The sequence below is a fragment of the Nonomuraea sp. NPDC047897 genome (assembly GCF_043204415.1).
GTDB lineage: Bacteria > Actinomycetota > Actinomycetes > Streptosporangiales > Streptosporangiaceae > Nonomuraea.
This window is the reverse complement of the sequence record NZ_JBIDCC010000007.1, coordinates 27344-52792: the sequence shown is the minus strand read 5'-3', so window position 1 is coordinate 52792 and position 25449 is coordinate 27344. Positions and strand designations below refer to the sequence as shown.

At 75.0% G+C, this 25449-nt stretch carries 16 protein-coding genes; 10 read left to right on the top strand and 6 right to left on the bottom strand.

Features of this window, described 5'->3' with window-relative positions; translation table 11 throughout:
• Positions 1-42 precede the first annotated feature (42 nt).
• The 5 genes from ACGF0J_RS17095 (at position 43) to ACGF0J_RS17075 (ending at position 5752) form a co-directional block, all read left to right on the top strand.
• Positions 43-942, top strand: coding sequence for a hypothetical protein (locus ACGF0J_RS17095; protein WP_393146690.1), 900 nt, complete (start codon positions 43-45; stop codon positions 940-942).
• On the top strand, positions 936-2102 hold the full coding sequence (locus ACGF0J_RS17090; RefSeq protein WP_393146688.1) for a S8 family serine peptidase: 1167 nt from the start codon (positions 936-938) through the stop codon (positions 2100-2102). Before ACGF0J_RS17095 ends, ACGF0J_RS17090 begins: the two co-directional genes overlap by 7 nt.
• A gap of 23 nt (positions 2103-2125) precedes the next feature.
• Entirely contained in the window at positions 2126-2485 is a 360-nt protein-coding gene (locus ACGF0J_RS17085; RefSeq protein WP_393146686.1) for a hypothetical protein, read from the top strand.
• Positions 2473-2808 (top strand): MGMT family protein, encoded by a 336-nt coding sequence (locus ACGF0J_RS17080; protein WP_393146684.1) that lies wholly within the window; start codon positions 2473-2475, stop codon positions 2806-2808. Before ACGF0J_RS17085 ends, ACGF0J_RS17080 begins: the two co-directional genes overlap by 13 nt.
• Positions 2809-2899: 91 nt before the next feature.
• Positions 2900-5752, top strand: coding sequence for a CDP-glycerol glycerophosphotransferase family protein (locus tag ACGF0J_RS17075; protein ID WP_393146682.1), 2853 nt, complete (start codon positions 2900-2902; stop codon positions 5750-5752).
• Positions 5753-5797: 45 nt separating this feature from the next.
• Here ACGF0J_RS17075 and ACGF0J_RS17070 read toward each other — a convergent pair whose 3' ends face one another.
• Positions 5798-6424, bottom strand: coding sequence for a Uma2 family endonuclease (locus ACGF0J_RS17070; RefSeq protein ID WP_393146680.1), 627 nt, complete (start codon positions 6422-6424; stop codon positions 5798-5800).
• 238 nt (positions 6425-6662) lie between these two features.
• Here ACGF0J_RS17070 and ACGF0J_RS17065 point away from each other — a divergent pair, with 238 nt between their 5' ends.
• The 3 genes from ACGF0J_RS17065 to ACGF0J_RS17055 all read left to right on the top strand — a co-directional run bounded on the left by ACGF0J_RS17065 (position 6663) and on the right by ACGF0J_RS17055 (position 18290).
• Positions 6663-11255 (top strand): HAD-IC family P-type ATPase, encoded by a 4593-nt coding sequence (locus ACGF0J_RS17065; protein ID WP_393146678.1) that lies wholly within the window; start codon positions 6663-6665, stop codon positions 11253-11255.
• 385 nt (positions 11256-11640) lie between these two features.
• On the top strand, positions 11641-14886 hold the full coding sequence (locus tag ACGF0J_RS17060) for an ATP-dependent helicase (protein ID WP_393147315.1): 3246 nt from the start codon (positions 11641-11643) through the stop codon (positions 14884-14886).
• On the top strand, positions 14880-18290 hold the full coding sequence (locus tag ACGF0J_RS17055) for an ATP-dependent helicase (protein ID WP_393146676.1): 3411 nt from the start codon (positions 14880-14882) through the stop codon (positions 18288-18290). The genes ACGF0J_RS17060 and ACGF0J_RS17055 overlap by 7 nt, the downstream gene beginning before the upstream one ends.
• Here ACGF0J_RS17055 and ACGF0J_RS17050 read toward each other — a convergent pair.
• Genes ACGF0J_RS17050 through ACGF0J_RS17035 form a run of 4 tightly spaced genes read right to left on the bottom strand, consistent with a single transcriptional unit; the run spans position 18250 to position 23521 of the window.
• The gene (locus ACGF0J_RS17050; protein WP_393146674.1) at positions 18250-19323 is read right to left on the bottom strand and encodes a type III PLP-dependent enzyme; all 1074 of its coding nucleotides are present in this window, start codon (positions 19321-19323) and stop codon (positions 18250-18252) included. The genes ACGF0J_RS17055 and ACGF0J_RS17050 overlap by 41 nt on opposite strands.
• Positions 19320-20876 (bottom strand): IucA/IucC family protein, encoded by a 1557-nt coding sequence (locus tag ACGF0J_RS17045; RefSeq protein WP_393146672.1) that lies wholly within the window; start codon positions 20874-20876, stop codon positions 19320-19322. The genes ACGF0J_RS17050 and ACGF0J_RS17045 overlap by 4 nt, the downstream gene beginning before the upstream one ends.
• On the bottom strand, positions 20877-22388 hold the full coding sequence (locus ACGF0J_RS17040) for an IucA/IucC family protein (protein ID WP_393146670.1): 1512 nt from the start codon (positions 22386-22388) through the stop codon (positions 20877-20879).
• Positions 22385-23521 (bottom strand): siderophore biosynthesis protein, encoded by a 1137-nt coding sequence (locus ACGF0J_RS17035; protein WP_393146668.1) that lies wholly within the window; start codon positions 23519-23521, stop codon positions 22385-22387. The genes ACGF0J_RS17040 and ACGF0J_RS17035 overlap by 4 nt, the downstream gene beginning before the upstream one ends.
• Before the next feature lie 159 nt (positions 23522-23680).
• Here ACGF0J_RS17035 and nudC point away from each other — a divergent pair, with 159 nt between their 5' ends.
• Complete coding sequence (gene nudC, locus ACGF0J_RS17030; protein WP_393146666.1) at positions 23681-24655, top strand: NAD(+) diphosphatase; 975 nt, start codon at positions 23681-23683, stop codon at positions 24653-24655.
• A 62-nt stretch (positions 24656-24717) separates the two neighbouring features.
• Positions 24718-25116: a hypothetical protein gene (locus ACGF0J_RS17025; protein WP_393146664.1), complete on the top strand. Its 399-nt coding sequence runs from the start codon at positions 24718-24720 to the stop codon at positions 25114-25116.
• Between the two features lie 74 nt (positions 25117-25190).
• Here ACGF0J_RS17025 and ACGF0J_RS17020 read toward each other — a convergent pair whose 3' ends face one another.
• A complete protein-coding gene (locus ACGF0J_RS17020) occupies positions 25191-25439 on the bottom strand; it encodes a mycoredoxin (RefSeq protein WP_393146662.1) in 249 nt (82 codons plus the stop codon).
• Between the last annotated feature and the right edge of the window lie 10 nt (positions 25440-25449).

Here is a 25449-nt window from a genome sequence, read left to right as displayed (position 1 = left end):
GGGACGAAAGAGACACGAAGACGAGCCGGGAACGAGGCGGTGGTGAAGGCACGTAGGACGACCTCAGGGCTGCCACGCGCCGGAAGGGCCACGCCGGGCCGGAGAAACCCGCTCGGCGCCCCCGCCGGCCGTCGCACGCGCGTGCCCACCTGGCCGGCGGCCTCGCCCCGCCGCGCCACCGAGGCCCGACGGCTGGCCGACGAGGTGGAGCTGCGGCAGGGCGTGCGCTACCGCCGCTGGTTCGTGGCGCTCGTCGGCGGCGTGCTGGCCATGTCGGCCGTCATCGTGCTGCTCGGCACCATGGCCCTGGTCGCCGAGACCCGCTCCCGCCCGCTCACCCCCGGCGAGCAGCACCGCTACCAGCAGGAGGAGATCGCCCGGCGCTGGCAGGCGTGGCCGGCGTCCGGCGTGTTCCCCGAAGAGGTGAAGTACCTCGGGCTCGACCGCGCCCAGCAGTACGCCCGGCGCGTCGGCATCGCCCCGGCGGCCGACTGCCGCGACGCAGTGGACCCCTCCGTGGCCGGCGTCCTCGACGAGCACGGCTGCGTCACCATGCTGCGCGCCACCTACGTCGACCAGACGGCCACGTTCGTCTTCACGGTCGGGGTGGCCGTGCTGGAGGACGAGGAGGCCCGGGTGGCCGCGTCCGAGGCGCTCACCCAGGACGACCGGGTCGGCGTGCTGCCCGTCGCCTTCCCCGGCACGCCGACCGAGCGGTTCGGCACCCAGCAGCGCCAGCGCACCGGATGGGTGGGCGCCGGACCCTACCTCGTCTTCTCCACGGGCGGCTACGCCGACGGCCGGACCCGGGTGGCCGTCGCGCCGGAGGAGATCCTGCACAGCGAGCTGTGGCCGGCCGCCAGGTCGATCGGCAACCAGATCGCCTACTTCCTCGCGGACCCGCCCAAGGTGCCGCCCTGCACCCAGGGGAACGTGTGCTGACCCTCGTACGCGCGCTGACCGCCGCCGCGCTCGCGCTCCAGGCGCCCGCCGCCGCGGCGCCCGCTCCCGTCCGGGAACAGCAGCAGTGGGTGCTCGACGCGCTGAACGTCGAGCAGGCGTGGACCGTCACCAAGGGCAAGGGCGTCACCGTCGCCGTGATCGACAGCCTGGTGGACGTCCGCGTCAAGGAGCTGCGCGGCCGGGTCACCACCGCGCCCGACATGAGCGCGCCCGGCGTGCAGCGCGAGGCCCGGCCGGGCCGCCACGGCACCGCCATGGCGGCGCTCATCGCCGGGTCCGGCGCCGGCGAGGGGCTGGTCGGCGTCGCCCCCGAGGCGCGGGTGCTGTCCATCCCGCTGGCCGTGGCCGAGGACCCCGACCTCGGCACGATCGACCCGGAGCCGGAGCAACCCCCCGGGCGGGAGAGCCCGCTGGCGCGCGCCCTGCGCTACGCCGTCAACCACGGGGCCAAGGTCGTCAGCATGTCGATCGGCAGCTACGGGCCGCACCGGTCGGAGCGGGAAGCCGTCTCGTACGCGCTGGGCAAGGGCGTCGTCCTCGTCGCCGCCGTCGGCAACGACGGACAGAGCGGCTACACCAAGGCGAACGGCACCTCCTACTGGAGCTTCCCCGCCGGCTATCCGGGGGTCATCGGCGTGGCCGCCGTGGACAGGCAGGGCAGGCAGGCCCCGTTCAGCAGCGACAACCTGTCCGTGCTGGTCGCCGCGCCCGGCGTCGAGGTGCCCGTCGTCAGGCGGACGGGCGGCTACGAGCTGTCGCGCGGCACCAGCTCGGCCGGCGCGCTCGTCGCCGGCGTGGCCGCCCTGGTGAAGGCGCGCCATCCGAGCCTGCGCCCCGAACAGGTCGCCCAGGCCCTGGCGGCCGGCGCCAGGGGCCGGCCGGCGGCGGGATACGACGACAAGACCGGGTTCGGCGTGGTCGACGCGGGCGCCGCGCTCAACGCGGCCCGGCGGTTCGCGGCCGTCAAGCCGGCCGGCGGGGTGCCCGGCGACACGCACTTCGGAGCGGGCGAGGACTCCCCGGTGCCGTCGCAGCCGGGCGCCGAGCTGTGGCGGCTGCTGCTGTACGGCGGCGGCGTGCTGGCCGCGCTGGCGACCTTCAGCGGAGCCGTCGTCGTGCTCAATCAACGCAAGAGCTGAAAGATCCGCTATCGTCCGGCGTCATGGGATACGAGCTGCGCGTGGTCAGGCAGGCGCCGATCGCCTTCGCCGACCTCGCGAAGGCGATCGTGCCGGCCGGGTTCGAGCTGGACGAGTCGTACGGGATCGTCGCCAGGCACGGCGGCGCGGCGCACGTCGTGGGGCGGTGGCGCGAGCAGGTGGTGGGGGAGCCCGGCTCCGACTGGCAGCTGGCTCAGCTCGTCCGGCTGGCCGCGGTGCTCGGCGCCCGGCTGGTCGGCGAGGACGGCGAGAGCTACGCCGTGCGTGACGGCGTCGTCGAGGTGTGGACCGGCGGCAGCGCGATGGAGATCGGCAAGTTCGACGAGATCATCGAGGCGGGTCCCGCCGCGTGGACGGCCTGAACCCCTTCGCCGAGCGCGTCCTCGACGTGGTGGAACGCATCCCGCCGGGCCGGGTGCTCGCCTACGGCGACATCGCCGAATACCTCGCTGAGGGCGGCCCACGCCAGGTGGGACGGGTGATGGCGCTCTGGGGCGGCGCGGTGCCGTGGTGGCGGGTGGTGCACGCCGACGGGTCCGGCGCGAGCCCCGAGCACCGTGAGGAGTGCCTGGCCCGCTGGCGCGAGGAGGGCACCCCGCTGCGCGGCGACCGGGCCGACATGCGGCGGGCACGCTGGGACGGCCGGGAAGACGGGCGTTCAGCGGATTCACAGGAACGCCGTTGACGTGCCGATTCCCCCTTTGCGGGGATCCGTGCCACCCGACTCCCCTTAGCATGGGCACAAGAGAATGACGGCGGAAAGGCGGTGCCCCCCGATGGCCACCGGCGTCACAGCCCAGAGCCCGGGCGGCGAACCCGCCGCCGACCGTCTGAAGACGGTCCAGGATCTGTGTGACCGCGGCGAGCCGCTCGAGGCGGTCATGCGCGCGGTCGGTCCAGGCGGTCGCGACCCCGCGTTCGACGCCGAGGTGCTCAGCGGGCCGCTCGGCTCGCGGATGGACCTCGCCGTCAAACGCGGCCCCGCCCGCAGGCGCGAGCTCCTCGCGCTCATCCGCCCCTACCTCGCGGCCGTCGACCCGGCCGTCAAACGGGAGCTGCCCGTCGCCCGGCGGGTCATCTGCCACCTCATCGAGACGCGGTCCGACGACGAGCTGGCCGACGGCGACACCCTGGCCAAGGTCGTCGCCGCCGCGGCCGAGCCGTCCAAGCGCATCCGCAAGGGCCTGCGCTGGTACGCCGACCTGCCGTTCCAGGACGAGCTGTCGCCGTCCCTGTTCCGGCTGCGCCGGGCCGACATGGTGCCCGTCACCCACATCGACGACATCCAGTGGGTCGACGGCAGGCTGCGCATCACCGGCTTCGCCTACCTCGCCGGGCTCTCGGTCCGCAGCCGCCGGTTCAACTGGGCGACCGTGGTGCTGCGCGGTCCGCGCTGGCTGCCGCCCGTACGGCTGCGCACCCGGCGCGTGCTCGCGCCCGAGGCCACCCACGGCGCCCGCGAACCGGGCTGCAACTACGACTGGTCCGGCTTCACCGCCGACCTGAGCCCGCGGGCGCTGCGCTGGCGCGGCGCGGTGCGCGGAGTCGTCTCGGCCGTCCGGAGGCGGATGCGGCACCGGCCCGCCGTGCACGACACGACCACGTGGCGTGCCGAGATCGTCTTCTGGAGCCGCGGCGCCCGGGCCACCGGCCTGCTGCGCGGCTCGTCCATCGGCCGGCCCGAGCGGCCCGCCGGGCTCAGGCTGCGGCCCGGCTGGTGGGTCCGCCCGGTGTGGACGTCCGACCGGGCCCTGCAGGTGGTTCTCCAGCCCAACCGGGCCGAGCTGCGCTCGGTCACGGTCGACGACGAACGCCTCCAACTGCGGATCTTCCTGTCCGGCCGGACCGTGACCAAGGGGCACGCCCGGCTCGGCGGGCACCGCATGGCGGCCGAGTTCACGCCCGTCGCCGGTGGCACCGAGATCGTGGTCGGCCTCGCCGTGCCCGCCCTGCTGCAGGAGAAGGACGGGCGGCGGCTGTGGGTGGAGCCCAAGGGCGACCCCGCCGCGTCCGTCATGCTGGGCGACTCGGGCGAGACCAGGGCCGTCTCCGGCGACCGCGAGATCACCGTGTTCGGCGACCGCCGCGACCGGGTCATCGTCTCCGCTCACCGCATCCGCCCGGCGATCACCTCCGCCGCCTGGGAGGGCTCGACCCTGGTCCTGCGCGGCAGCTACCCCGACGCGGACGGTCCGCGCGTGGTCTCGCTGCGGCACCGCTCGGGTCTGATGTACGGCGTCCCGATGGAACGTGACGGCGAGACGTTCACCGTCCGGCTCACCCCGTCGGCGATGGACCGCTTCGGCGAGAGCATCCCCCTCGCCTCCGGCACCTGGAACCTGTCCCTGCGCCACCCCTCCGGCGAGATCGTGCCGCTGCGCATGGACCACGCCGCGCTGCCGGGCCTCGACGAGGACCCGCGCTCGTTCGGCGGGCGCGCCTTCCGGATCGTGTCCACCCGCTTCGACGTGCCCGTGGTCACCGTCGAGGAGGAGCGGCCCGCCGACGAGAAGGGCGTGGCCGGCACCCACGTGCTGCGCCGGGTCTTCTACCCGGCCCAGCGCACCGAGCCGCTGACCGACGCCACCGTCTACGTCGTCAATGACGGCCGCCTCTACGCCGACAGCGTCCGCGCGATCTACGAGGAGCGGCTGCGGCGCGGCGACGACCGCGAGCACATCTGGATCGTCAAGGACGGCGCGTTCGTCCCGCCGCCCGGCGCGACCGTGGTGCGGGCGGGCAGCCGCGAGCACCACGCCGCCCTGGCCAGGTCCCGTTACATCGTGACCAACTCCTTCCTGCCCGTCTGGTTCCGCTCGCGCGAGGACCAGGTGGTGCTCCAGACGTGGAACGGCACCCCGGCCAAGCACATCGGCAACGACCAGGCCCACATGCAGCGCGATCCCCGGCCGCCGGTCTGGCACCGGCAGGCCACCGAGGTGCGCGGCTGGGACGTGCTGCTGTCGCAGTCGCCGTGGGCCACGCCGGTGCTGCGCAAGGCGTTCGGCTACCAGGGCGAGGTGCTGGAGAGCGGGCTGCCGCGCAACGACGTGCTCACCTCGCCCGACCGCGACCGGCTGGCCGCGGCGGTGCGCGAGCGGCTGGGGCTGGTCGAGGGCAAGCGGGTCGTGCTGTACGCGCCGACGTGGCGCGACTACGACCGCAAGAACGCCATGGTGAAGCTCGACCTGGCCAAGGCGCGGGTGGAGCTGGGGGCCGACCACGAGCTGCTGGTGCGGGGACACCCGATGCAGGCCATGCCCGCCGTCCCCGACATCGCCCACGACGTCACGACTTATCCGGACATGGCCGAGTTGCTGCTGGTGGCCGACGTGCTCGTCACCGACTACTCCTCCGTCATGTTCGACTTCGCGGCCACCGGGCGGCCCATGGTCTTCTACGCCTACGACCTGCCGAAATACTCGACCAAGCGCGGCCTGTACGTCGACCTGCCGGACATCGCCCCAGGTCCGGTGCTGTCCACGTCGGCTGACGTCATCGAGGCCCTGCGTTCGATCGACGAGGTGGCCCAGGCCCACGCCGACCGCTACGACGCCTTCCGCGCCACCTTCGCCCCCCGTGACGACGGCAAGGCCACCGCCCGCGTCGTCGACCACATCTGGAAGTGACGCCCCGCCGCCGGCGGAGCCCCGAGAGAGGGCTCCGCCCGCGCCTCAGAACTCCAGCTCGGCCCAGTCGATCACGACAGGGATGGGGTTGCTGACCAGAGGGGTTTCCCCGATCTCGTCCTTCATGAAGGTGCCCGTGTGCTTGTACAGCATCGTGGCCCGGTCCAGGCGGTAGCGCTCGATGACGGACACGCCGGTCAGGTCGAGCCGGATGATCCAGTAGTAGGGGATGCCGGCCTTGGCGTACTCGCCGAGTTTGTCGGTCGTGTCCTGGGTCTCGGAGCCGGGCGAGACGATCTCGGCCACGAGCAGGGCGTGTTCGGCCCTGAGCCGCTCGCCCCGTGCCCGGTCCAGGCACCGGTACACCGCCACGTCAGGCCGCCGGTTGAGCAGCGGCAGATCCCTCAGGCGCAGGTCCACGTCCGTGTTCACCGTCAGGCACTCGTGTCCCTCACGCATGGCCGCGGCGGCGTAGCGCTCCAGGAGGTTGGCCAGCCGCCGGTTGGCCGTCTGCTGGTCCGGCGTGGGGGCCGCGCAGTGGACCACGTAGCCGTCGACGATCTCGATGGCTCGGGCGATCTCTTCCGGCAGCGCCTCGTAGTCCTCCGCCGTGACCGGCGACGGTTGGGGGCGAAGGCTGAGCAGCCAGACTTCGCCTGGCAGAGCTGGCATCCGGCTTCTCCAGGTGAACGTCCACTCGGCAGGCCCAGCGTACGCGGCAGGGGCCCTGCCCGGGCTCACTTGTGACAGGCGGGGGGCAGGTGCGGCTTGAGACGGTAGTGAAAGCGTCAAAAGGTCGACAGCAGGCATGAAACGCGCTCAAGTGCGGGGATAAGGAGACGAAGAGCCGCCCGGCCTCGCCCGAGAACTCCCCCGAGATCGGCACCGTCACCGTCCGAGGGGAGCGCACATGCGGTTGCCCGGCCTCAGCCGCACCACGGGCACGCTGCTGGCCATGCTTCCCGACCCGGTACGCGGCCTGCTTCCCCGTCCCCGCCTGGTGCGGCACTGCGCGGGAGGCGTCCGCATCGAGCTGCGTGACATCGGCGAGCCGGGCACCGAGCGGGGCGCCCGCGCCCTGGAGCAGCGGCTGCGGGCCGCCGGGGCGGACCGGGCGGAGGTGAACGGCGCACTCGGCTGCGTCTTCGTCGGCCGGGACGGCGGAAGCGCGGGCTGGGCCGACGAGGAGGAGGTGGCCGCCTTCGTGGCGGTCGTGGAGGAGCTCGACCGACCCCACGACGGTGGGAAGGGGGAGAGCGACGCGGGGAGGCTGTTCGACGGGGCGGAGCAGCAGGCGCGGGCCGCCGTCAGCCTGGGCCTGCACCTGGTCGGCGCCGGGGTGGCGCTGGCCGGGCAGCTCGCCCGCGTCCCGAGACTGCCGCCCGTCGTGCCCGCCGTCACCAGCCTGGTCGAACACACTCCGCGGGTGCGGCGGGAGATCGAGGAGCGCCTGGGCCGGCGGACCGCCGAGGCGGTGCTGGCCTCCACCCGCCTCGTCTCCCATGCGCTCGCCCTGCGCCCCGTCACGCTGCTCATCGACTCGGCCGCCGCGGCCGGCCGGTACCTGGACGCCCGCGCCGGCCGCCGAGCCTGGGAGACGCGGGAGGCGGAGCTGGCCGCCGCGAAGGGCGCGTACCGGCACATCCGCACGGCGGCGGCGCCGCGCCCGGTCAGGCTGCCGCGCGGCCCCGTCGAGCGGTACGCGGACGCGGCCGGCCCCGCGGCCCTGGCCGCGCAGGGCCTCACGGCGGCCGTCAGCGGCGACCACCGGCGAGGCCTGTCGGTGCTGGTGGCGGCCACGCCCCGGGCGGCACGGCTCGGCAGGGAGGCGTTCACCGGCGCAGTCGTCCGCGCTCTCGCCGGGCGCGACGCCATCGTGCTGGATCGTGACGCGCTGCACCGGATGGACCGCGTCGACACGGTGGTGCTCGACGCCGGCGTGCTGACGACGGGTCGGTGGACGGTCCACGCGGTCGTGCCCGTGGACCCGGACGCGGACCGGGACGAGCTGCACGCCCGGCTGTACTCCCTCCTCGACCTGGCGGACCCCGACGCGCACCGCGAGCGCGACGGCTGGACGGTCGCGCCGGCCACCCCGGACCGGTGGACCGGCGAGGCTGACCGAGGGGAGCGGGTCGACCTGGCGGGGTGGCGGCGGCAGGGGGTGCGGCCGGTCGTGGTGGCCAGGCACGGCGTGGCGGTGGCGCTCGTCGGGCTGGCGCCCGAACCGGCACCTCTCGCCGAGGCGGTGGCCGCAGCTGCCGGGAGCGGCTGCGCGGTGGTGCTGGCCGGGGGAGACGCCGGCCTGGCGGCCCGGCTGGGCGTGGACCGGACCGTGCCGGGAGGTGCGCGGCTGGCGGCGTCGGTACGGGCCCTGCAGGCCGGGGGGCACGGCGTGGCGGTGGTCTCGGGACGTTCACGGCGCGCTCTGGTCCAGGCCGACCTGGCCATCGGCGTGCTGGACGGGGGCGGGCGGGTGCCGTGGGACGCCGACGTGATCGGCGGGCTCGACGGGGCGCACCTGCTGCTGAGCTGCCTCCCTCACGCCCGCAGGGCCGGCAGGCGCGGTGTCCGGGTGGCCGCGGCCGGGGCGGTCGTGGGGGCGGGGCTGGCGGCCGTCGGGCCGGCGTGCGGCGCGTTGCGGCGGGCCCAACTCGCCGCCGACTGCACGGCGGTGGCCGCGCTGGTCGCGGGGGAGTGGACGGGCCGCCGCGCCGGCCGTCAGCCGCCGCCGATCCCGGCCGACCACACGCCCTGGCACGCCATGCCGGTCCAGGACGTCCTGGACCGGCTGCGCACCTCGCCGGGCGGCCTGACCGAGGCGGAGGCCCACCACCGCAGGACGACAGGCACGCCCGGCCGGTTCGGTGAGCCGGCCCGTCCGGCCGGGGGCGTGGCGGACCACCCGGACTCCCCTCGGGCGGCCGGCCACACGGAGGGAACGCCCGGAGGCAGGGCGGGGCGGACCGGGTACGGGTCTGGATCGCCCCGGGGCGGGGTGGGGCTGTCCGGGGCGCCCGGACGTGCGGCGGGGCGGGCCGGGTACGGGCCCGGGTCCCTGGCTCGTGCGTGCGCGGGTGAGCTGGCCAACCCGCTCACCCCCGTCCTCGCCGCCGGCGCGGGCGTGTCGGCCGCCGTCGGCTCGGTGCTGGACGCCGCGCTGATCGCCGGCGTGATGGCCGCCGGCGCCCTGCTCGGCGGAGCCCAGCGGTGGGGCGCCGGCCGGGCCTTGCACCGCCTGACGCGCGTGACGGCCGTGCCGGTACGGCTGCGCAGGCCCGGGGGTGTGGTGACCGTCGTGGCCGACGACCTGGTGCCGGGAGACGTGGTGGAGCTGCGTGCGGGCGACGCCGTACCGGCCGACTGCAGGCTCGTCGAGGCGGCGGGCCTGGAGGTGGACGAGTCGGCGCTCACCGGGGAGTCGCAGCTCGTCGTCAAGACGGCGGCGCCCACGGCGGCGGCGGCCGTCGCCGACCGCGCCTCGATGGTCTACCAGGGGACGACGGTCGCGGCGGGGCACGGGCTCGCCGTGGTGGTGGGCGCCGGCGAGGCGACGGAGTCGGGCCGGACCGCGCGGCTGGCGGCGGCGGGGCCGCCGCGGAGCGGGGTGGAGCTGCGGTTGCGGGCCCTGAGCCGCCGGATCCTGCCGGCGTCCATCGGTTCGGGCGTGCTGCTCCTGGTGGTGGAGCTGATGCGCGGCACTCCGGTCGCGGCGGCCGTGGCGCCGGCGGTGAGCCTGGCGGTGGCGGCGGTGCCGGAGGGGCTGCCGTTCGTGGCGACCGTGGCGGAGCTGGCGTCCGCCAAACGGCTGTCGGCCCGTGACGCGCTGGTGCGCAACCCGTCCACGATCGAGGCGCTCGGCCGGGTGGACGTGCTCTGCTTCGACAAGACCGGCACCCTCACCGAGGGCCGCATCACGCTCGCCCGGGTGTCGGACGGGCGGGTGGAGAAGGCGGTGGCGGAACTCACGCCGGAGCTGGAGGCGGTCGTCGCCGCCGCGCTGCGGGCCTGTCCCCGCCACGAGGACGGGCGCGCCATCCCGCACCCCACGGACCGCGCCGTGGTGGACGGCGCGCGAAGCCTGCGCGTGGCACCGGAGGGCTGGCGGCGGGTCGACGAGCTGCCCTTCGAGCCGGCGCGCGGCTACCACGCCGTCCTCGGCATGGTGGGAGACGGGGTGGCCGGGCGCGGGCACCTGTTGAGCGTCAAGGGCGCCCCGGAGGCGGTGCTCACCCGCTGTTCCGGCCTGGCGCGCGGCCCGGAGACGGTCCCGCTGGACGAGGAGGTCAGGCGGGAACTGGCCGAGGAGGTGGAACGCCTGGCCCTGCAGGGCTACCGGGTGCTCGCGGTGGCCGAACGGGCCGCCTCCGGCCGCGCGGACCTGGACGAGTCACGGATCGACCGGCTGCGCCTGCTCGGCTTCCTCGGGCTGGCCGACCCGGTGCGCCCCACCGCCGCGCGCAGCGTCGAGGGCCTGATGCGGGCGGGCGTCCGCGTCGTCATGATCACCGGTGACCATCCGAGCACGGCCGAGGCCATCGCCGCCGAGATCAACGCGCTGAACGGCCGGCGCGTGATGACGGGCCCCGAGCTGGACCGGCTGGACGACGACGCGCTGGCCGGGGTGCTGCCCGAAGTGGCGGTCTTCGCCCGTGTCACCCCCGAGCACAAGGCGCGGATCGTCGCGGGGCTGCGCCGGGCGGGCAGGGTGGTGGCCGTCACGGGCGACGGGGCCAACGACGTCCCGGCGATCCGCCTCGCCGATGTGGGGGTGGCCCTCGGGCCGCAGGCGACCCCCGCCGCGCGGGCCGCGGCGGACATCGTGGTGACCGACGACCGGATCGAGACGATCATCGACGCGATCGTGGAGGGGCGGGCCATGTGGGGGTCGGTCCGCGACGCGCTCGGGATGCTGCTGGGCGGCAACCTCGGGGAGATCGCGTTCGCGCTCGGCTCCAGCCTGCTGACCGGCCGCAGCGCGCTGAACGCCCGCCAGCTCCTGCTCGTCAACCTGCTCACCGACATGCTGCCCGCGATGGCGGTGGCCGTGCGGGCGCCGGGCGCGGCCAACCCGGAGAGGCTGCTCGCCGAGGGGCCCGAGGCGTCGCTGGGCGCCGCCCTGACCCGCGACATCCACCTGCGGGCGGTCACCGGAGCGGCGACGGCCGGCGCCGCGTGGCTGCTGGCCCGGGTCACGGGCACCCGTGCCAGGGCCGACACGGTGGGACTGGTCGGCCTGGTGGGGGCGCAGCTCCTGCAGACGCTCGCGGTCGGCGGCCGGGACCGGCTGGTGCTCCTGGCCGCGCTGTCGTCGCTGGCCGTGCTGGCCGTCGTCGTGTCCGTGCCGGGACTCAGCGGTCTGTTCGGCTGCCGGCCGATCGGCCCGGCGGGCTGGGTGATCGGGCTCGGCTGCGCCGCCGTCGCGGTCCTGGCCGCGGGGCTGGTGGAACGGACGGTGTCAGGTCGTGTTCTCCGCCCGGCCACGCGACCAGTACCGATGTAGACACTTTTATGGTGAAATCTGCCACTAAAGCCCTTCTCTCCCCCTAGAGGTGCGAAATGTCTGGATTCATGGCTTCCGTGCTCGCGAAGGCGGCGTTCCTGCTCCTGGAGGCGCTCGTGATGCGCCTGCTGCACGCCCTTTTCGCGACCGCCCTCCGGCGCGCCGCCTGAACCATCCGGGTACGCTCCGGTACGCCCATACCTGCACTGGCCTGCGGCGCGTCGGCGGGAAATCGGCTTCCCGCGCCGCTAGGGTGGGCGGATCTCGCGGGGAGACCGGTCAACCCGGCACGATCTACCCCTGTGGTCTGGTGGAATCTAGTGCTGTGAGTGGTCAGACCTGGCGGCTGGTGCGGCGCGGGGGCACGGGACGCGCCGAGGCTCCTGTGCTCGATGAGCATCAGCGTGCCGTGGTCGCGCATCCCGGCGGCCCGCTGCTCGTGCTCGCCGGGCCGGGCACCGGCAAGACCACGACCATCGTCGAGTCGGTCGTCGAACGCATCGAGCGCCGCCGCGCCGATCCCGAGCGGATGCTCATCCTCACCTACAGCCGCAAGGCCGCCGGTGAGCTACGCGAACGCGTGACCGCCCGGCTGCGCCGCACCACCAGGACCCCGCTGGCGCTGACCTTCCACAGCTACGCGTACGCGCTGCTGCGCCGCGAGGCGGTGCTCGCCGGCGAGGCGCCGCCGCGGCTGCTCACCGGCCCCGAGCAGCTCCTGGAGATCCGGCGGCTGCTGCACGGCGAGCTGGAGGACGGGGCCCGCGAGTGGCCCGACTCGCTGCGCGAGGCGCTCAAGACGCGCGGTTTCGCCGAGGAACTGCGCGACTTCCTGTCCCGTGCCGCCGAACGCGGCCTCGACGGGGAGCGGCTCGAAGAGCTCGGCAGACGCCACGGCCGGGCCGACTGGGTGGCGGCGGGCCGCTTCTCCACGCGCTACCAGCGGCGCTTCGACCTCGACCCCGAGCCGGCGCTCGACTACGCCGAGCTGATCAGGGCCGCGGCCGGGCTGCTGGCCGACCCCGACGTGCGCCGCAGGGAACGGGCCGCGCACGACGTCGTCTTCGTCGACGAGTACCAGGACACCGACCCCGCCCAGGAGTTCCTGCTCCAGCAGCTCGCAGGCGACGGACGCGACCTGGTCGCGGTGGGCGACCCGGACCAGTCGATCTACGGCTTCCGGGGGGCCGACGTGCGCGGCATCCTGAAGTTCCCCGAACGGTTCCGCACGCTCGACGGCCGCGACGCCCCCGTCCTCGCCCTGCGCGTCTGCCGCCGGAGCGGCGCCGACCTCCTCGCGGCCTCACGCCGCGTCGCCGCCCGCCTCCCCGCCGCACCCCTGCCCGACCCCGCGCCCCCGCCCCGTACGGAAGGCCGCCCGCCTGCCCTGCCCGGCCTCACCCCCGAGCCCCCGCCGGGCCCCGGGACCGAGCCGCAGCCGCAGCCGCAGCCGGAGCCCGCGCCCGTGCGTGCGCCGGTGCGGCGCACGCACGGGCACCGCGAGCTGCTGACCCTGCCCGACACCGACCCTGGCGAGGTGCGGGTGCTGCTCGCCGACAGCACGAGCCAGGAGGCGGCGGTCGTGGCCGACGCGCTGCGCCGCGCCCACCTCATCGACGGGGTGCCGTGGCACCGGATGGCCGTGCTCGTGCGCTCGGCGTCGAGACAGGTGCCACTGCTGCGGCGGGCCCTGGTCAGCGCGGGCGTGCCCACCATGGTGGCCGGCGACGAGGTGCCGATCGCCCAGGAGCCCGGCGTCCGCCCCCTGCTGACGATGCTCCGGGTCGCCCTCGACCCCGCGGCGCTCGACGAGGGCGTGGCCGAGGAACTGCTCACCGGCCCGCTCGGCGGCACCGACATGATCGGCGTGCGCCGCCTGCGCCGCGCACTCAAGATCGCCGAGAACGAGGCCGTGCCGGACGAGCACGAGGCCCGGCGCACGTCCGGCGAGCTGATGGTCGCCGCGCTGCGCGACGCCCGCGAGCTGACCCGGATCGAGCCGCACATCGCGCTGCCCGCCGAGCGGGTCGCCAAGCTGCTCGCCACCGCCGGCGAGGCCGTACGGGCCCAGGGCAGCGCCGAGGACATCCTGTGGGCCGTCTGGCAGGCGAGCGGCCTGGCCGAGCGGTGGACCGAGCTGAGCCTGTCCGGCGGCGCCAGGGGGGCGCAGGCCGACCGCGACCTCGACGCCGTGGTGGCGCTGTTCGACCAGGCGGCCAGGTTCGTGGACCGCATGCCCAAGGCCGGACCCGAGGTGTTCCTCGACGACCTGGCGTCCCAGGAGATCCCGGGCGACACGCTCGCCGAGCGGGCCCCCGACGGCGACGCGGTGCGCGTGCTCACCGCCCACCGCTCCAAGGGCCTGGAGTGGGACGTGGTCGTGGTGGCGGGCGTCCAGGAGGGCGGCTGGCCCGACCTGCGGCTGCGCGGCTCGATGCTGGGCGTCGAGGACCTGGTGGAGCTGGTCGAGGGGGCCAGCCCCAACGCGGCCTCCCTGACGTCCAAGCTGCTCGCCGAGGAACGCAGGCTGTTCTACGTGGCCGCCACGCGCGCCCGGCGGCGGCTCGTCGTCACGGCCGTCGGGGGCGAGGACACCGACGAGCGGCCGTCGAGGTTCCTGACCGAGCTGCTGCCGGGCGCGGTCGAGACGGCCACGGTGGACGACCGGGCCCGCTGGCTCACCATGTCGGCGCTGGTCGCCGACCTCAGGAGCGCCGTCACCGACCCCACCAGGCCGGCGCGGGTGCGGCGCGCGGCGGCCCGGCACCTCGCCCGGCTCGCCGCCGCGGGCGTCCAGGGCGCCCACCCCAACGAGTGGTACGCCCTCACCACGATGACCGACGACCGCCCGCTGAGCTGGCCGGACGACACGGTCAGCATCTCGCCGTCGGCCGTGGAGAGCTTCACCAAGTGCGGCCTGCGCTGGCTGCTGGAGACGGCCGTCGGCGCCGGCGGCACCAGCTCGGCCCAGGGCCTCGGCACGATCATCCACGCGCTCGCCGTGCTCGCCGCCACCGACCTGCCGAGCGAGGACCTGCTCGGCAGGCGCCTGGACGAGATCTGGAACGAGCTCGACTTCGGCGGCGTCTGGTTCAACCGCAAGCAGCGCCAGGTCGCCGAGCAGATGATCACCAAGTTCCTGCGCTGGCACAAGGAGAACCCGCGCGAGCTGGTCGCCCTGGAGGAGGGCTTCACGGCCACGGTGGGCGACGGCGTGCAGATCAAGGGCCGGGTCGACCGGGTCGAACGCGACTCCGAGGGCCGGGCCGTGATCATCGACCTCAAGACCGGCGGCTCCAAACCCAGGGCGGGCGAGCTGGACCGCCACCCCCAGCTCGGCGTCTACCAGCTGGCGGCGCTGCTCGGCGCGTTCGCCCGGCACGGCATGACCGAGCCGGGCGGCGCCGCCCTCGTCCAGCTCGGCAAGGCGGCCGGCCGCAACGACGCGCTGGAGCAGCGGCAGGGCGCCCTCGCCGACGACCCCGACCCCGGCTGGGCGCGCGACCTCGTCGACACCGTCGCGATCGGCATGTCGGGCCCCTTCTTCCAGGCCAAGGCCAACGACGGCTGCCGCACCTGCGCCGCCAAGGCGAGCTGCCCGGTCAACGACAGCGGAGGCCAGGTGTGCTGACCCCCGCCGAACTGGCCGGCAAGCTCGGCATCCTGCCGCCCACCCCGGAGCAGGCCGACGTCATCCAGGCCCCCCTCGAACCCATGGTCGTCATGGCCGGCGCCGGTTCCGGCAAGAGCGAGACCATGGCCGGCCGGGTCGTCTGGCTGGTGGCGCGCGGCCTGGTCCGGCCCGCGAACGTGCTCGGCCTGACGTTCACCCGCAAGGCCGCGGCCGAGCTGGCCCACCGCGTCCGCGAGCGGCTCGCCGGCCTCGCCGAGGCCGGCCTGGTCGAGCCGGAGCTGCTCGACGACGAGCCGACCGTCTCCACCTACCACGCCTACGCCGCCCGCCTGGTCACCGACCACGCGCTGCGCGAGGCGCTGGAGCCGACCATGCGCCTGGTCACCCCCGCGGTGTCGTGGCAGCTCGCCTCCCGGGTGGTGGCCGGGTACGACGGGCCGATGGACCGCGTCGAGCTGGGCCCGCCGTCGGTCACCGCCGCCGTGCTGGAGCTCGCCGGCGAGCTGTCGGAGCACCTGCGCACCGCCGCCGACGTGCGCCGGGTGGGGGAGTGGCTGGACGGCCTGCACGGCCGGCTGACCGGCCGCACCACGCTCGCCCAGCGCCGCCCGCTCACCGTCCAGGCGGCCAGGGAGCAGCTCCTGCCGCTGGTGGAGGCGTACGAACGGCTCAAGCGCGCCCGCGAGGTCATCGACTACGGCGACCAGATGGCGCTCGCCGCTCGGATCGCCGCCGGCCACAAGGAGGTCGGTGAGATCGAGCGGTCCCGCTTCTCCGTGGTGCTGCTCGACGAGTACCAGGACACCAGCCACGCCCAGCTCGTGCTGCTCAAGAGCCTGTACGGCAACGGCCACCCCGTCACCGCCGTGGGCGACCCCTGCCAGTCGATCTACGGCTGGCGCGGCGCCTCCGCCGGCAACCTGCGCCGCTTCCCCACCGACTTCCGGACCGGGGCGGGCGACCCGGCGCCCGTGCGGCAGCTCAGCGTCAGCTTCCGCAACGGCGACCGGGTCCTCGACGTGGCCGCCCGCGTGCAGCTCCCGCTGCGCATGGAGGCCCGCGAGGTGCCCGTGCTGGTCCCCGGGCCCAACCGGGTGGACCGGGGCCGCGTCACCTGCGCCTTCCACGGGACGGCCGAGGACGAGGCGCGCTGGATCGCCGACGGCCTGGCCAGGATCCTCGGCCGGGAGGAGGCGCCCGACGGCCTGCCCTGGGGCGAGGGCGAACGCAAGAAGACACCCGCCCTGCAACCCCAGGACGTGGCGATCCTGGCGCGCAAGCGGTCGCAGTTCCCGGCCCTGCGCAGGGCGCTCGAAGAGCGGGACATCCCGGTCGAGGTGGTGGGCCTGGGCGGCCTGCTCACCGTGCCCGAGGTGAGCGACATCGTGGCCACCCTGCGCGTCCTCTACGACCCCACGGCCGGCGACGCCCTGGCCCGGCTGCTGGCCGGCCCGCGCTGGCGGATCGGCCCCGCCGACCTGCGGGTGCTCGGCGAGTACGCCAGGGAGCTGACCCGCGAGGCCCGCGAGAGCCGCCGCGAGCGCGACCCGCTCGACCAGGTGGTCGCCGACCTGGCCGAGGAGCGCGGCAGCCTGGTGGACGCGCTGGACGAGCTGCCCGACCGGCCGGAGTGGCTGGAGGCGTTCTCGCCGCTGGCCCGGACTCGGCTGGTCAGCCTGGCGTACGAGCTGCGCCGGCTCCGCGCGCACACCGCCCAGCCGCTCCCCGACCTGATCACCGAGGTGGAGCGGCGGCAGGGCCTCGACATCGAGGTGGCGGCGCGGGGCGGCACGGTCAGCGCGTTCGCGGCCCGCGCCGACCTCGACGCGTTCCTCGACGCGGCCTCCCGCTTCGCGGGCGATTCCGAGGACCCGACGCTCGGGGCGTTCCTCGCCTACCTGCAGGCGGCCGAGAGCGAGGAGTTCGGGCTGGAGGCCGGCCGGGTCGGCGAGAGCAACAGCGTCAAGCTGATGACCGTCCACGCCTCCAAGGGCCTGGAGTGGCCCGTCGTGGTCGTGCCGGGCCTGTCGCAGCTCGTCAGCTCCAAGGGCACGATCGCCACCGGCAGCATGTTCCCGGCCACGCCGGTCACCAACAGCCGCTGGACCGACAACCCGCGCAAGCTGCCCTACCCGCTGCGCGGCGACGTCGCCGACCTGCCCCGGCTGACGGGTCTGACCAAGGAGGAGCTGGCGGCGTTCGACGAGAGCTGCCGCGAGCGCGACCTGATGGAGGAACGGCGGCTGGCGTACGTGGCGGTCACGCGGGCCCACTACCACCTCATCGCCTCCGGCTACCGCTGGGGCAGCGCGTCCAAGCCGCTGGAGCCGTCCGACTTCCTGCTGGAGATCCGCGACAGCGCAGACAAGGTGGCCTTCTGGGCGCCCGAGCTGCGGGAGGGCGAGACCAACCCGCTGCTGGCCGAGCCCGCCGAAGCAGTCTGGCCGGTCACGCCCGAGGGGCTGCGCTACGAGTCGGTCCTCGACGGCGCCCGCCTGGTCGAGGACGCGCTGGCGGGCGCCCTGGCCGCCGCCGACGACGACGAGCCGGTGCGCCCGTTCGAGGAGGAGCGCATCCGCGCCTGGGAGCGCGACACCGACCTGCTGCTGCGCGAACGCGAGCTGCACCGGCGGCGCGCCGGCACGATCGTCGAGCTGCCGGCCAAGCTGACCGTGTCGTCACTGGTCACGCTGGCCGCCGACGCCCGCGAACTGGCCCGCAGGATCCGCCGCCCGGTCCCGGTCAAGCCGGCGCCGCTGGCGCGCCGCGGCACCTCCTTCCACAAGTGGCTGGAGACGCGCTGGGACCAGCAGCGGCTGCTCGACGACTTCGACCTCGACCTCGTCGACGAGATCGAGGAGGCCGACGTGCGGCTGGCGGAGCTGCAGGAACGCTTCGAGGAGAGCGAGTGGGCCGAACGCCGGCCGCTCGACCTGGAGGTCCCGTTCGAGACCATGATCGCCGACCGGCTGGTGCGCGGCCGGATGGACGCGGTCTTCGAGCTGCCCGGTGACCGCTACGAGGTGGTCGACTGGAAGACCGGCGAGCCGCCCAGGGGCAAGGCGGCGCGGGCCGCCTCGGTGCAGCTCGCCGCCTACCGGCTGGCCTGGTCGCACCTGGCGGGCGTGCCGCTCGACCACGTCGGCGCGGCCTTCCACTACGTGCGGGCCAACCGGACCGTCCGCCCCGTGGACCTGCTCGACGCGGACGGCCTGGTGGCACTCATCGAATCGGTGCCGGTCGACCAGGTGCCGGTCGACCAGGTGCCGGTCGACCAGGTGCCGGTCGACCAGGTGCCGGTCGACCAGGTGCCGGTCGACCAGGTGTCGGTCGACCAGGTGTCGGTCGACGAGGTGCCGGTCAACCCCGGAGGTGGTGGAAGGCCGGGTGCGGGTGCATGAGGAAGTCGTGGTGGGAGATGTTCCAGGCGTAGGCCCCGGCCATCCCGAACACCACCGTGTCCCCCACCCGCAGCGAGGTGACGACGTCGCGGGCGAAGACGTCCTTGGGGGTGCAGAGCTGTCCGACGAGCGTGACCGGTTCGCCGGCCACGCCCGGCCCGTCGCCCGTCGGCAGCACCACGAACGGCTGGTCGTGCCCCTTGGTGACCGGCGTGCGCAGGTGGTGCGTGCCGCCCAGCACGATCGCGAACGCCTCGCCGCGCACCCGCTTCACGTCCACGACCCGGGTCACGTACGAGCCGCAGTACGCCGTCAGCGCCCGGCCCGGCTCGATCCGCACGCGCTGCCCGGCGCGGCGCAGCCCGGCCAGGCCGCGGCCGTACCCGGCCCAGTCGAAGACGTCGTCCGGCGCCGTGTACGACACGGCCATGCCGCCGCCCAGGTTGACCTCGTCGTACGGGGTGTCCAGCAGCCGCTCGGCGAGCCGGAGCAGTTGGGCCGCGTCCAGGCCGCTGGCCAGGTGCGCGTGCAGCCCGTGCAGCCGCACCCGGTCGGTGAACAGTGGCAGGCATTCGGCCACCCCCGCCTCGTCCATGCCGAACGGGCCGCTCATGGTCAGGGCCGCCCCCTCGACCGGCAGGTCCGGGTTGATCCGCAGCAGCACGTCCGCCTGCCGGCCGGTGGCCAGCAGGCGACGCAGCTCGTTCGGCGACTCGACGTGGACGCGGTGGTGCGGCAGGCGCAGCTCCGCGTCGGTCTTGCCGGGCCCCGCCAGCGCCAGCGGCCGGCCGGGGAACAGCGCCGCCACGTGGGCGTGCTCGCCGGCCGACGACACCTCGAACCCGTCCACGTACGGCTCCAGCACCCGCAGCAGCTCCGGGTCCGGGTTGGCCTTGACCGCGTAGTACAGCTCGACGTCCGGCAGCGCCCGCCGCACCGAGGCGGCGTGGGCGTCCAGCGCGGGCAGGTCGTACAGGTAGGCGGGCACGTCACCGAGGCGCAGGGCGGCGTCCCGCACCGTGGGCGTGATCATGCGAGGGGGTTCGCGATCGGCACGTAGCCGGCCGCCCGGTCGGCGGCCCGGGCCCAGCGCACCCCGAGGTTGGCCTTGGCGGGCAGCGGCGCCCCGGCGAGCAGCTCCGACAGCGGCTCCGGCCGGCCGAGTTCGCCGGCCTGCCGGGCCAGGATGCCGCGGGCGGCCCGCCACAGCTCGCGCAGTAGCTCGTCGCCGCCGGGCGCCGCCACCGTGGCCGCGATCTCCGTCAGATGGTTGACCAGCAGGCAGTAGACCACCCGGGCCCAGCCCCGTGCGGCGTCGTACGTCATCGCCCGCGCCACCGGCTCCGGCACCCCGGCGAGGTCGTGCCGGCCGGCGACCAGCTTGGTGCCCTCCAGGTCGCGGAAGACCGCCTCGCGCGGCATGCCTTCGTCGTCCAGGCCGACGAGGACGTTCTGCAGGTGGGGCTCCAGGATCACGCCGTGCGCGAAGAACAGCTCCAGCACGGGCGGAGCCACCGCCGACACGTACGCGCTCCACCAGCCGAGCGGGTCACGCCGGACCGCGCTGGTCGAGGCGCCGCCGGCGGCCAGCGCGCCCGCCAGGACCGGCACGACGCCGGGGGAGCACACCGACCACGGGCTCTCCCTGACGATCACCCCCAGCCCCTCCAGCAGCCGCGTGCCCAGGCGCGCCGAGCGGTATCCCGGCTCGGCCAGCCAGCGCGTGCCGGGAAACCTGCTCGCCACCTCCTTGAACACCGGCCCGAGCCGCGCGGTCAGCTCCACCGCCCCGGCCAGCTCGTACCAGGCGTTCTTGCGCACGCAGTTGGTGATCCGCACGTCGAGGCTGAACTTCAGGCACGTCGCCGCCGCCGGCGCGTACACCGTCCGCACCGACGACGTCGGCACGACCGGCGGCCCGTCGCCCAGGTCGACCAGCTCGGCGCCGAGGGCGGGACGCAGCAGGTCGAGCTGCCACGGGTGGACGGGCAGCAGCCGGTAGCCGGGCGGCGCCTCCCCCATCAGGTCCAGGGCGGCCGTGTCGCCCTCCTCGGCCAGCACGTCGGCGCGGACCCCCAGCAGCCGCACGGGAAACTCGGCGTGCGCCTCCGGCGCGTAGCGCAGCCAGCGGTCACCGCCGCGCGCCTTGGGGCTGGGATGGAACGGGTGCCCGAACACCAGGGCCTGCTCGGAGGCCAGCCACGGATCGACCGGCGGCACGGCGCCGGCCCGCGCCTGGAGGATCGCCGCCACCGCCTGCCTGCTGGCGGCCACCTGCCCGGCGAACTCCTCGTTGCCGCCGGCCGCCGACAGCTCCCGCTCCACCAGCCGGACCAGTTCGTCCGACGTGAGCGGGCACCACGCGCCGGCCGCCAGCCGCTCCGGCGGCCCGTCGAAGCGCAGCGCCGCGCCGCCGCGGGCGCGCGCCCGCAGCAGCACGCCGCCCACCCGCAGCAGCACGTACGGCGGCGCCGGCCACACCAGCCCGCGCGGCCCGGCAACCTCCCGCACGCAGCAGCGGAGCAGGGCCGCCAGCGTCGCCTCCTCGGCCGGCGACCCGGGCGCGTCGAGGACCAGACCGTGCATTCAAGCTCTCCTCAGGTAGTTGGGCCCGCTGGTGCCGTAGAACTTGTTGACGTCCCGCGCGCCCGTCCGCTCCTTGGCCACGATCGTCCCGGCGGTGATCATGGACTTGCCGGTGAGCCGGGCGGCCTCCAGCGTCCTCGCCCGCAGCAGCCTGGCCATGGGGTCGTCGCCGTACGCGTCGAGCGCCTCGGCCAGCGTGTCGCGCACCAGGGCGGCGGCCTCCCGGTGCGGCAGCGCGCCGAACGCCACCGCCGCGGCGGCCAGGTGCAGCGTGATGGTCACGAACACGTCGGCCAGCGCGTGCGGGTCGTCGGTCAGCATCCGCTCGTCGGCGAAGGCCGGCACCTCGATCCCCGCCGCCGCGAGCCTCGCGGGGGAGGCGAGCAGCCCGTCGTTGTCCTTGACCAGCAGCCTCATGGTCCCGTCGTGGAAGACCAGCGCCAGGTTCTGCTGGTGGGCCTCCAGCGCCACGCCGTACCGGACGAACAGCCGCACGTTCCAGCGCATCAGCACGCGCAGGTAGCCGGACAGCACGCCGCCCGGCCCGTCGCCCAGCACGTCGTCCAGCCGGGGCAGCACGCCGGGCACGGCCAGCGCCGCGACCGGGACGATCACGCCCGCCGGCAGCCGCCGCACCATCCACGCCAGGTACTCGTGCCCGGCGTGCGCGTGGGTCTGCTCGTCGGCCACCAGCACGTCGGGATCGGCCAGCCGGCGCAGCAGCAGTTCGGCGCGGGCGCCGTCCTCCAGCGTGCCCGGCCTGATCGACCGGCGGTTGCGCGCGCCCAGCGTGCTCGTCGGCAGCGGCAGCTTCAGGTGGGTGCGCGGGGCCACCTCCACGGTCCGCATCGACAGCGTCGGCCGGACGGTCAGGCCCGCGCCGTCCAGCAGCCGCACGCCGTCGATCCGGGCCACCTCCCCCGCGGCCAGCGGGTGCACCGGGAACAGCACCTCGTCCGCGCCCGCCGTCAGCCCCGGCGGCGCCACGTCGGCCGGCAGCTCCGCCGAGCCCGCGAGCGGCATCCCGCGCGGCACCGCGGCCCACCGCAGCTCGAACGACGGCGCGAACTCCGGCGCGTAGGCGAGCAGCTCACCCTCCGTCAGGCCGAGCCGGGCCCGGGCCGTCGGGTACACCGGATGGTCGGCGAACGCGGCCAGCGTCTCGTACGACGGCCCGGCGGCCAGCACCGCCGCCGCCCGGTCGTCGTGCAACTCCCAGGCACGCAACGCCTGCGCGCACTCGTCGCCGAACGCGGCCACCCCTTCCGCGTCGGCGGGGTCGGCCACCTCGGCGAGGGTGGCGAGCACCTCGCGCAACGCGGGCCGCTCGCCCGTGGCGACCACGAAGTCCTGGAACAGCCCGCCCGGCGCCAGCCGCACCACCCGGCCGCCGGCCAGCACCAGCCCGACGCCGTCGCGGCTGCGGCTCACCCGGTCCGACAGCCGCCCGTAGTCCTCGCGCAGCAGCGCGTCCAGCACCCGCGCGGCGAGGTACGCCTCCCGCGGGCTCATCCGATGACCCAGGGGTTGGCCGCCCGGTAGCCCGCGATGGCCGCCTCCACCCGGTCGCGGTCCGGCCCCACCGCGCGGATCACCCCCAGGTAGTCGCGGTTGGTGTGGGTGCGCTCCACCACGTCGCCCACCGCGCGCAGCGGCCGGTGCCACAGCCGCACGCCGTCCCGCGTCACGGCCTCCGCCGCCGGCGCCGCGCTGATCGTGCCGGACCGGCCGGCGACCAGGCTCACCGCGCTCCCGTGCCCCGAGGAGCCGGGCACCTCGGGGACCGGCTCGCCGAGATGCGCCAGCAGGATCCACTCGAACAGCGGCACGCCCAGCAGGTCGGCCAGCAGGAAGTCGCAGTGGTCACCGATCAACCGGTAGTTGACCTCGACGATCCGCGGCCCGGCCGGGGTCACGACGTACTCGGTGTGGCATGCCCCGAACCCCACGCCGAGCGCCGCGAGCGCGGCCGGCACGTGGCCGTGCGGCCCGTCCGGCGACCAGTCGAGCCGCTCCTCCACGAAGTGCGGCGGCGGCCCCAGCGTGGTCGCGAACCCGCCCAGCACCCGGGTCGCCGCCGCGTCGCCCAGCGTCTCCAGCGTGCGCAGCGGCCCCTCCAGGTACTCCTCGACGACCAGGGCCTCGCCGGGCCGCCGTCGCCGGATCTCGGCCACCGCCCGGGGCAGGCCGTCCTCGACGAGGATGACGTCCTCGCTGGCCACCCCTTCGCGCGGCTTGACCACCACCGGGTACGGGACGCCGTCCGGCACCGGGTCGCCGGGCGCCAGCCGTATCGACCGGACCCGCTCGACCCCCGCCTCGGCCAGGGCACGGCGCGTCAGGAACTTGTTCTTGGCCGCCAGGCAGGCACGCCAGTCCTTGCCCGGCAGCCCGAAGTAGTCCGCGGCCAGCGCGGTCTCCACCTGGAGGTGGTCGGAGTTGGAGAAGATCGCGTCTGGCCGGCCGAGGCCGGCGATGGTGTCGATGAGCGCCCGCGGGTCGCGCACGTCGCAGCCGACGGCGCCGGGATGCCGCTCCGGCCGGTCGGTGAGGATGGTGACCTCGCAGCCCAGGGCGCGGGCAGCGGGGAGGAACCCGTCGGTCACCGAGTCGGTCGGTTTGAGCGCGGTCAGGTACAGCCGCAACGCGTGGCACCCCCGAAAGATGATCAGGTAAGGCTTACCTAACCATGGAATCCTAGCCCGTTCGCGATCATCCCGCGGCCAGGACGCGGCAATCCGCCCCTGGTCCCGGGCGAACTCCGGGGCCATAGGATGACATGGGATTCGGGAAGGGTGGGGCCCGTGCACACGAGGGCGGAAGAGCAACTCATCGGACCGCTGCTCCTGGCGCGCGGCACGATCGACCGGTCGGCGGCGCTGCGCGCCGACGCCGCCTGGCTGGAGGACGCCTGGGCCGCGCCCACGACCCGCGTCCTCGTCATCCATGACGGCCAGACGCTCGTCAGGCGGGTCGGGGACGAGGTGCGCGCCGAGTTGTCCACCCCCGCCGAAGCGCCCCCCGGCGAGCGCTACCTGCTCGGCGTGGAGGGCGACGTCGCCTACTTCGCCGTGGCCGCCCCGCTGTCCGAGCCCGCGGCCCCCGGCGTGGGCGGGCGCGTCACGGTCCCCATGAGCCTGCGCGACGCCCCCGACGGGGCCCCGGTCACCGCGGGGCTGCGCCAGGTCGGCGGCCTGCTCGGCGACCGCGACGCGGGCCTGCTCGTCTACGCGGTGGCGCTGGAGGCCTGGCACGCCACCCACGAGTTCTGCCCGCGCTGCGGCGCCCGCACCGAGGTCCGGGCCGGCGGTCACATCCGGGTCTGCCCGGTCGACGCCAGCCAGCACTTCCCGCGCGTCGACCCGGCCGTCATCATGCTGGTCCGCGACGAAAACGACCGCTGCCTGCTCGCCCGCGGCCCCCAGTGGCCGCAGGGGCGCATGTCGATCCTGGCCGGCTTCGTCGAGCCCGGCGAGTCGCTGGAGCACGCGGTGGTCAGGGAGGTGGCCGAGGAGGTCGGCATCGCCGTCGTCGGCCCGCGCTACCTCGGCAGCCAGCCCTGGCCCTTCCCGCGCAGCCTCATGCTCGGCTTCTTCGCCGACGCCGTCACGACCACGATCACCCCCGACGCCGACGAGATCGCCGAGGCCCGCTGGTTCTCCCGCGACGACCTCGCGGCCGCCCTCGCCTGCGGCGACGTGCGCCTCCCGCCCCCCGTCTCCATCGCCCGCCGCCTCATCGAGACCTGGTACGGCGGCCCCCTCACGGGCGACTGGTAAGAGGCGGTGACTTAGCGTAGATTCGAAGACACCTTCGGTAGCGGGAGGCTAAAGTCATGGTCATGAACGAGACGCACATCGTCGAGATCCTCGATCTCGAACGTCAGAAACTCGCCATCCAGCATGCCGCCACCGAGGTGGTCATGGACGACAAGATCAGGGCCTCGGACAAGCGGGTCATCACCGCCGTGAGCGGCGCCATCACCAACGCGGTAATGGAGCTCAAGAGGGAGATGATAGACATCCGCGCCGAGCTCGCCTCGGTCCGCACGGAGCTGAAGGGTGACATCGCCTCGGTCCGCACGGAGCTGAGGGATGACATCGCCTCGGTCCGCGACGAGCTGAAGAGTGACATCGCGGAGGTCCGGACGGAGCTGAAGGGTGACATCGCGGAGGTCCGGACGGAGCTGAAGAGCGACATCGCGCGCCTGGAGCAGAAGTTCGACTGTCACGCCCACTGACGAGGCCGGGTGTGCGGCAGCACCCGGTCCTCGCGACACCCTCACAGCCGCCCGCCCCCTGGGCGGCGACCCGATCAGGAGGCGCCGAGCAGCGCCTTGACCTCCAGGGCCGACGGGTTCGTCCGGACCACGCGCCCACCGGCCGTCTCGACCACCACGGTCGGCACCACCTGGTTGCCGTTGTTGACGCTCATCACGAACTCCGCCGCGGCCGGGTCACGCTCGATGTCGATCTCCCGGAAGCTGATGCCCTCGCGGGTGAGCTGCGACTTCAGCCGCTTGCAGGGGCCGCACCACGTGGTGCTGTAGACCGTGAGCGCCATGACGGCACAT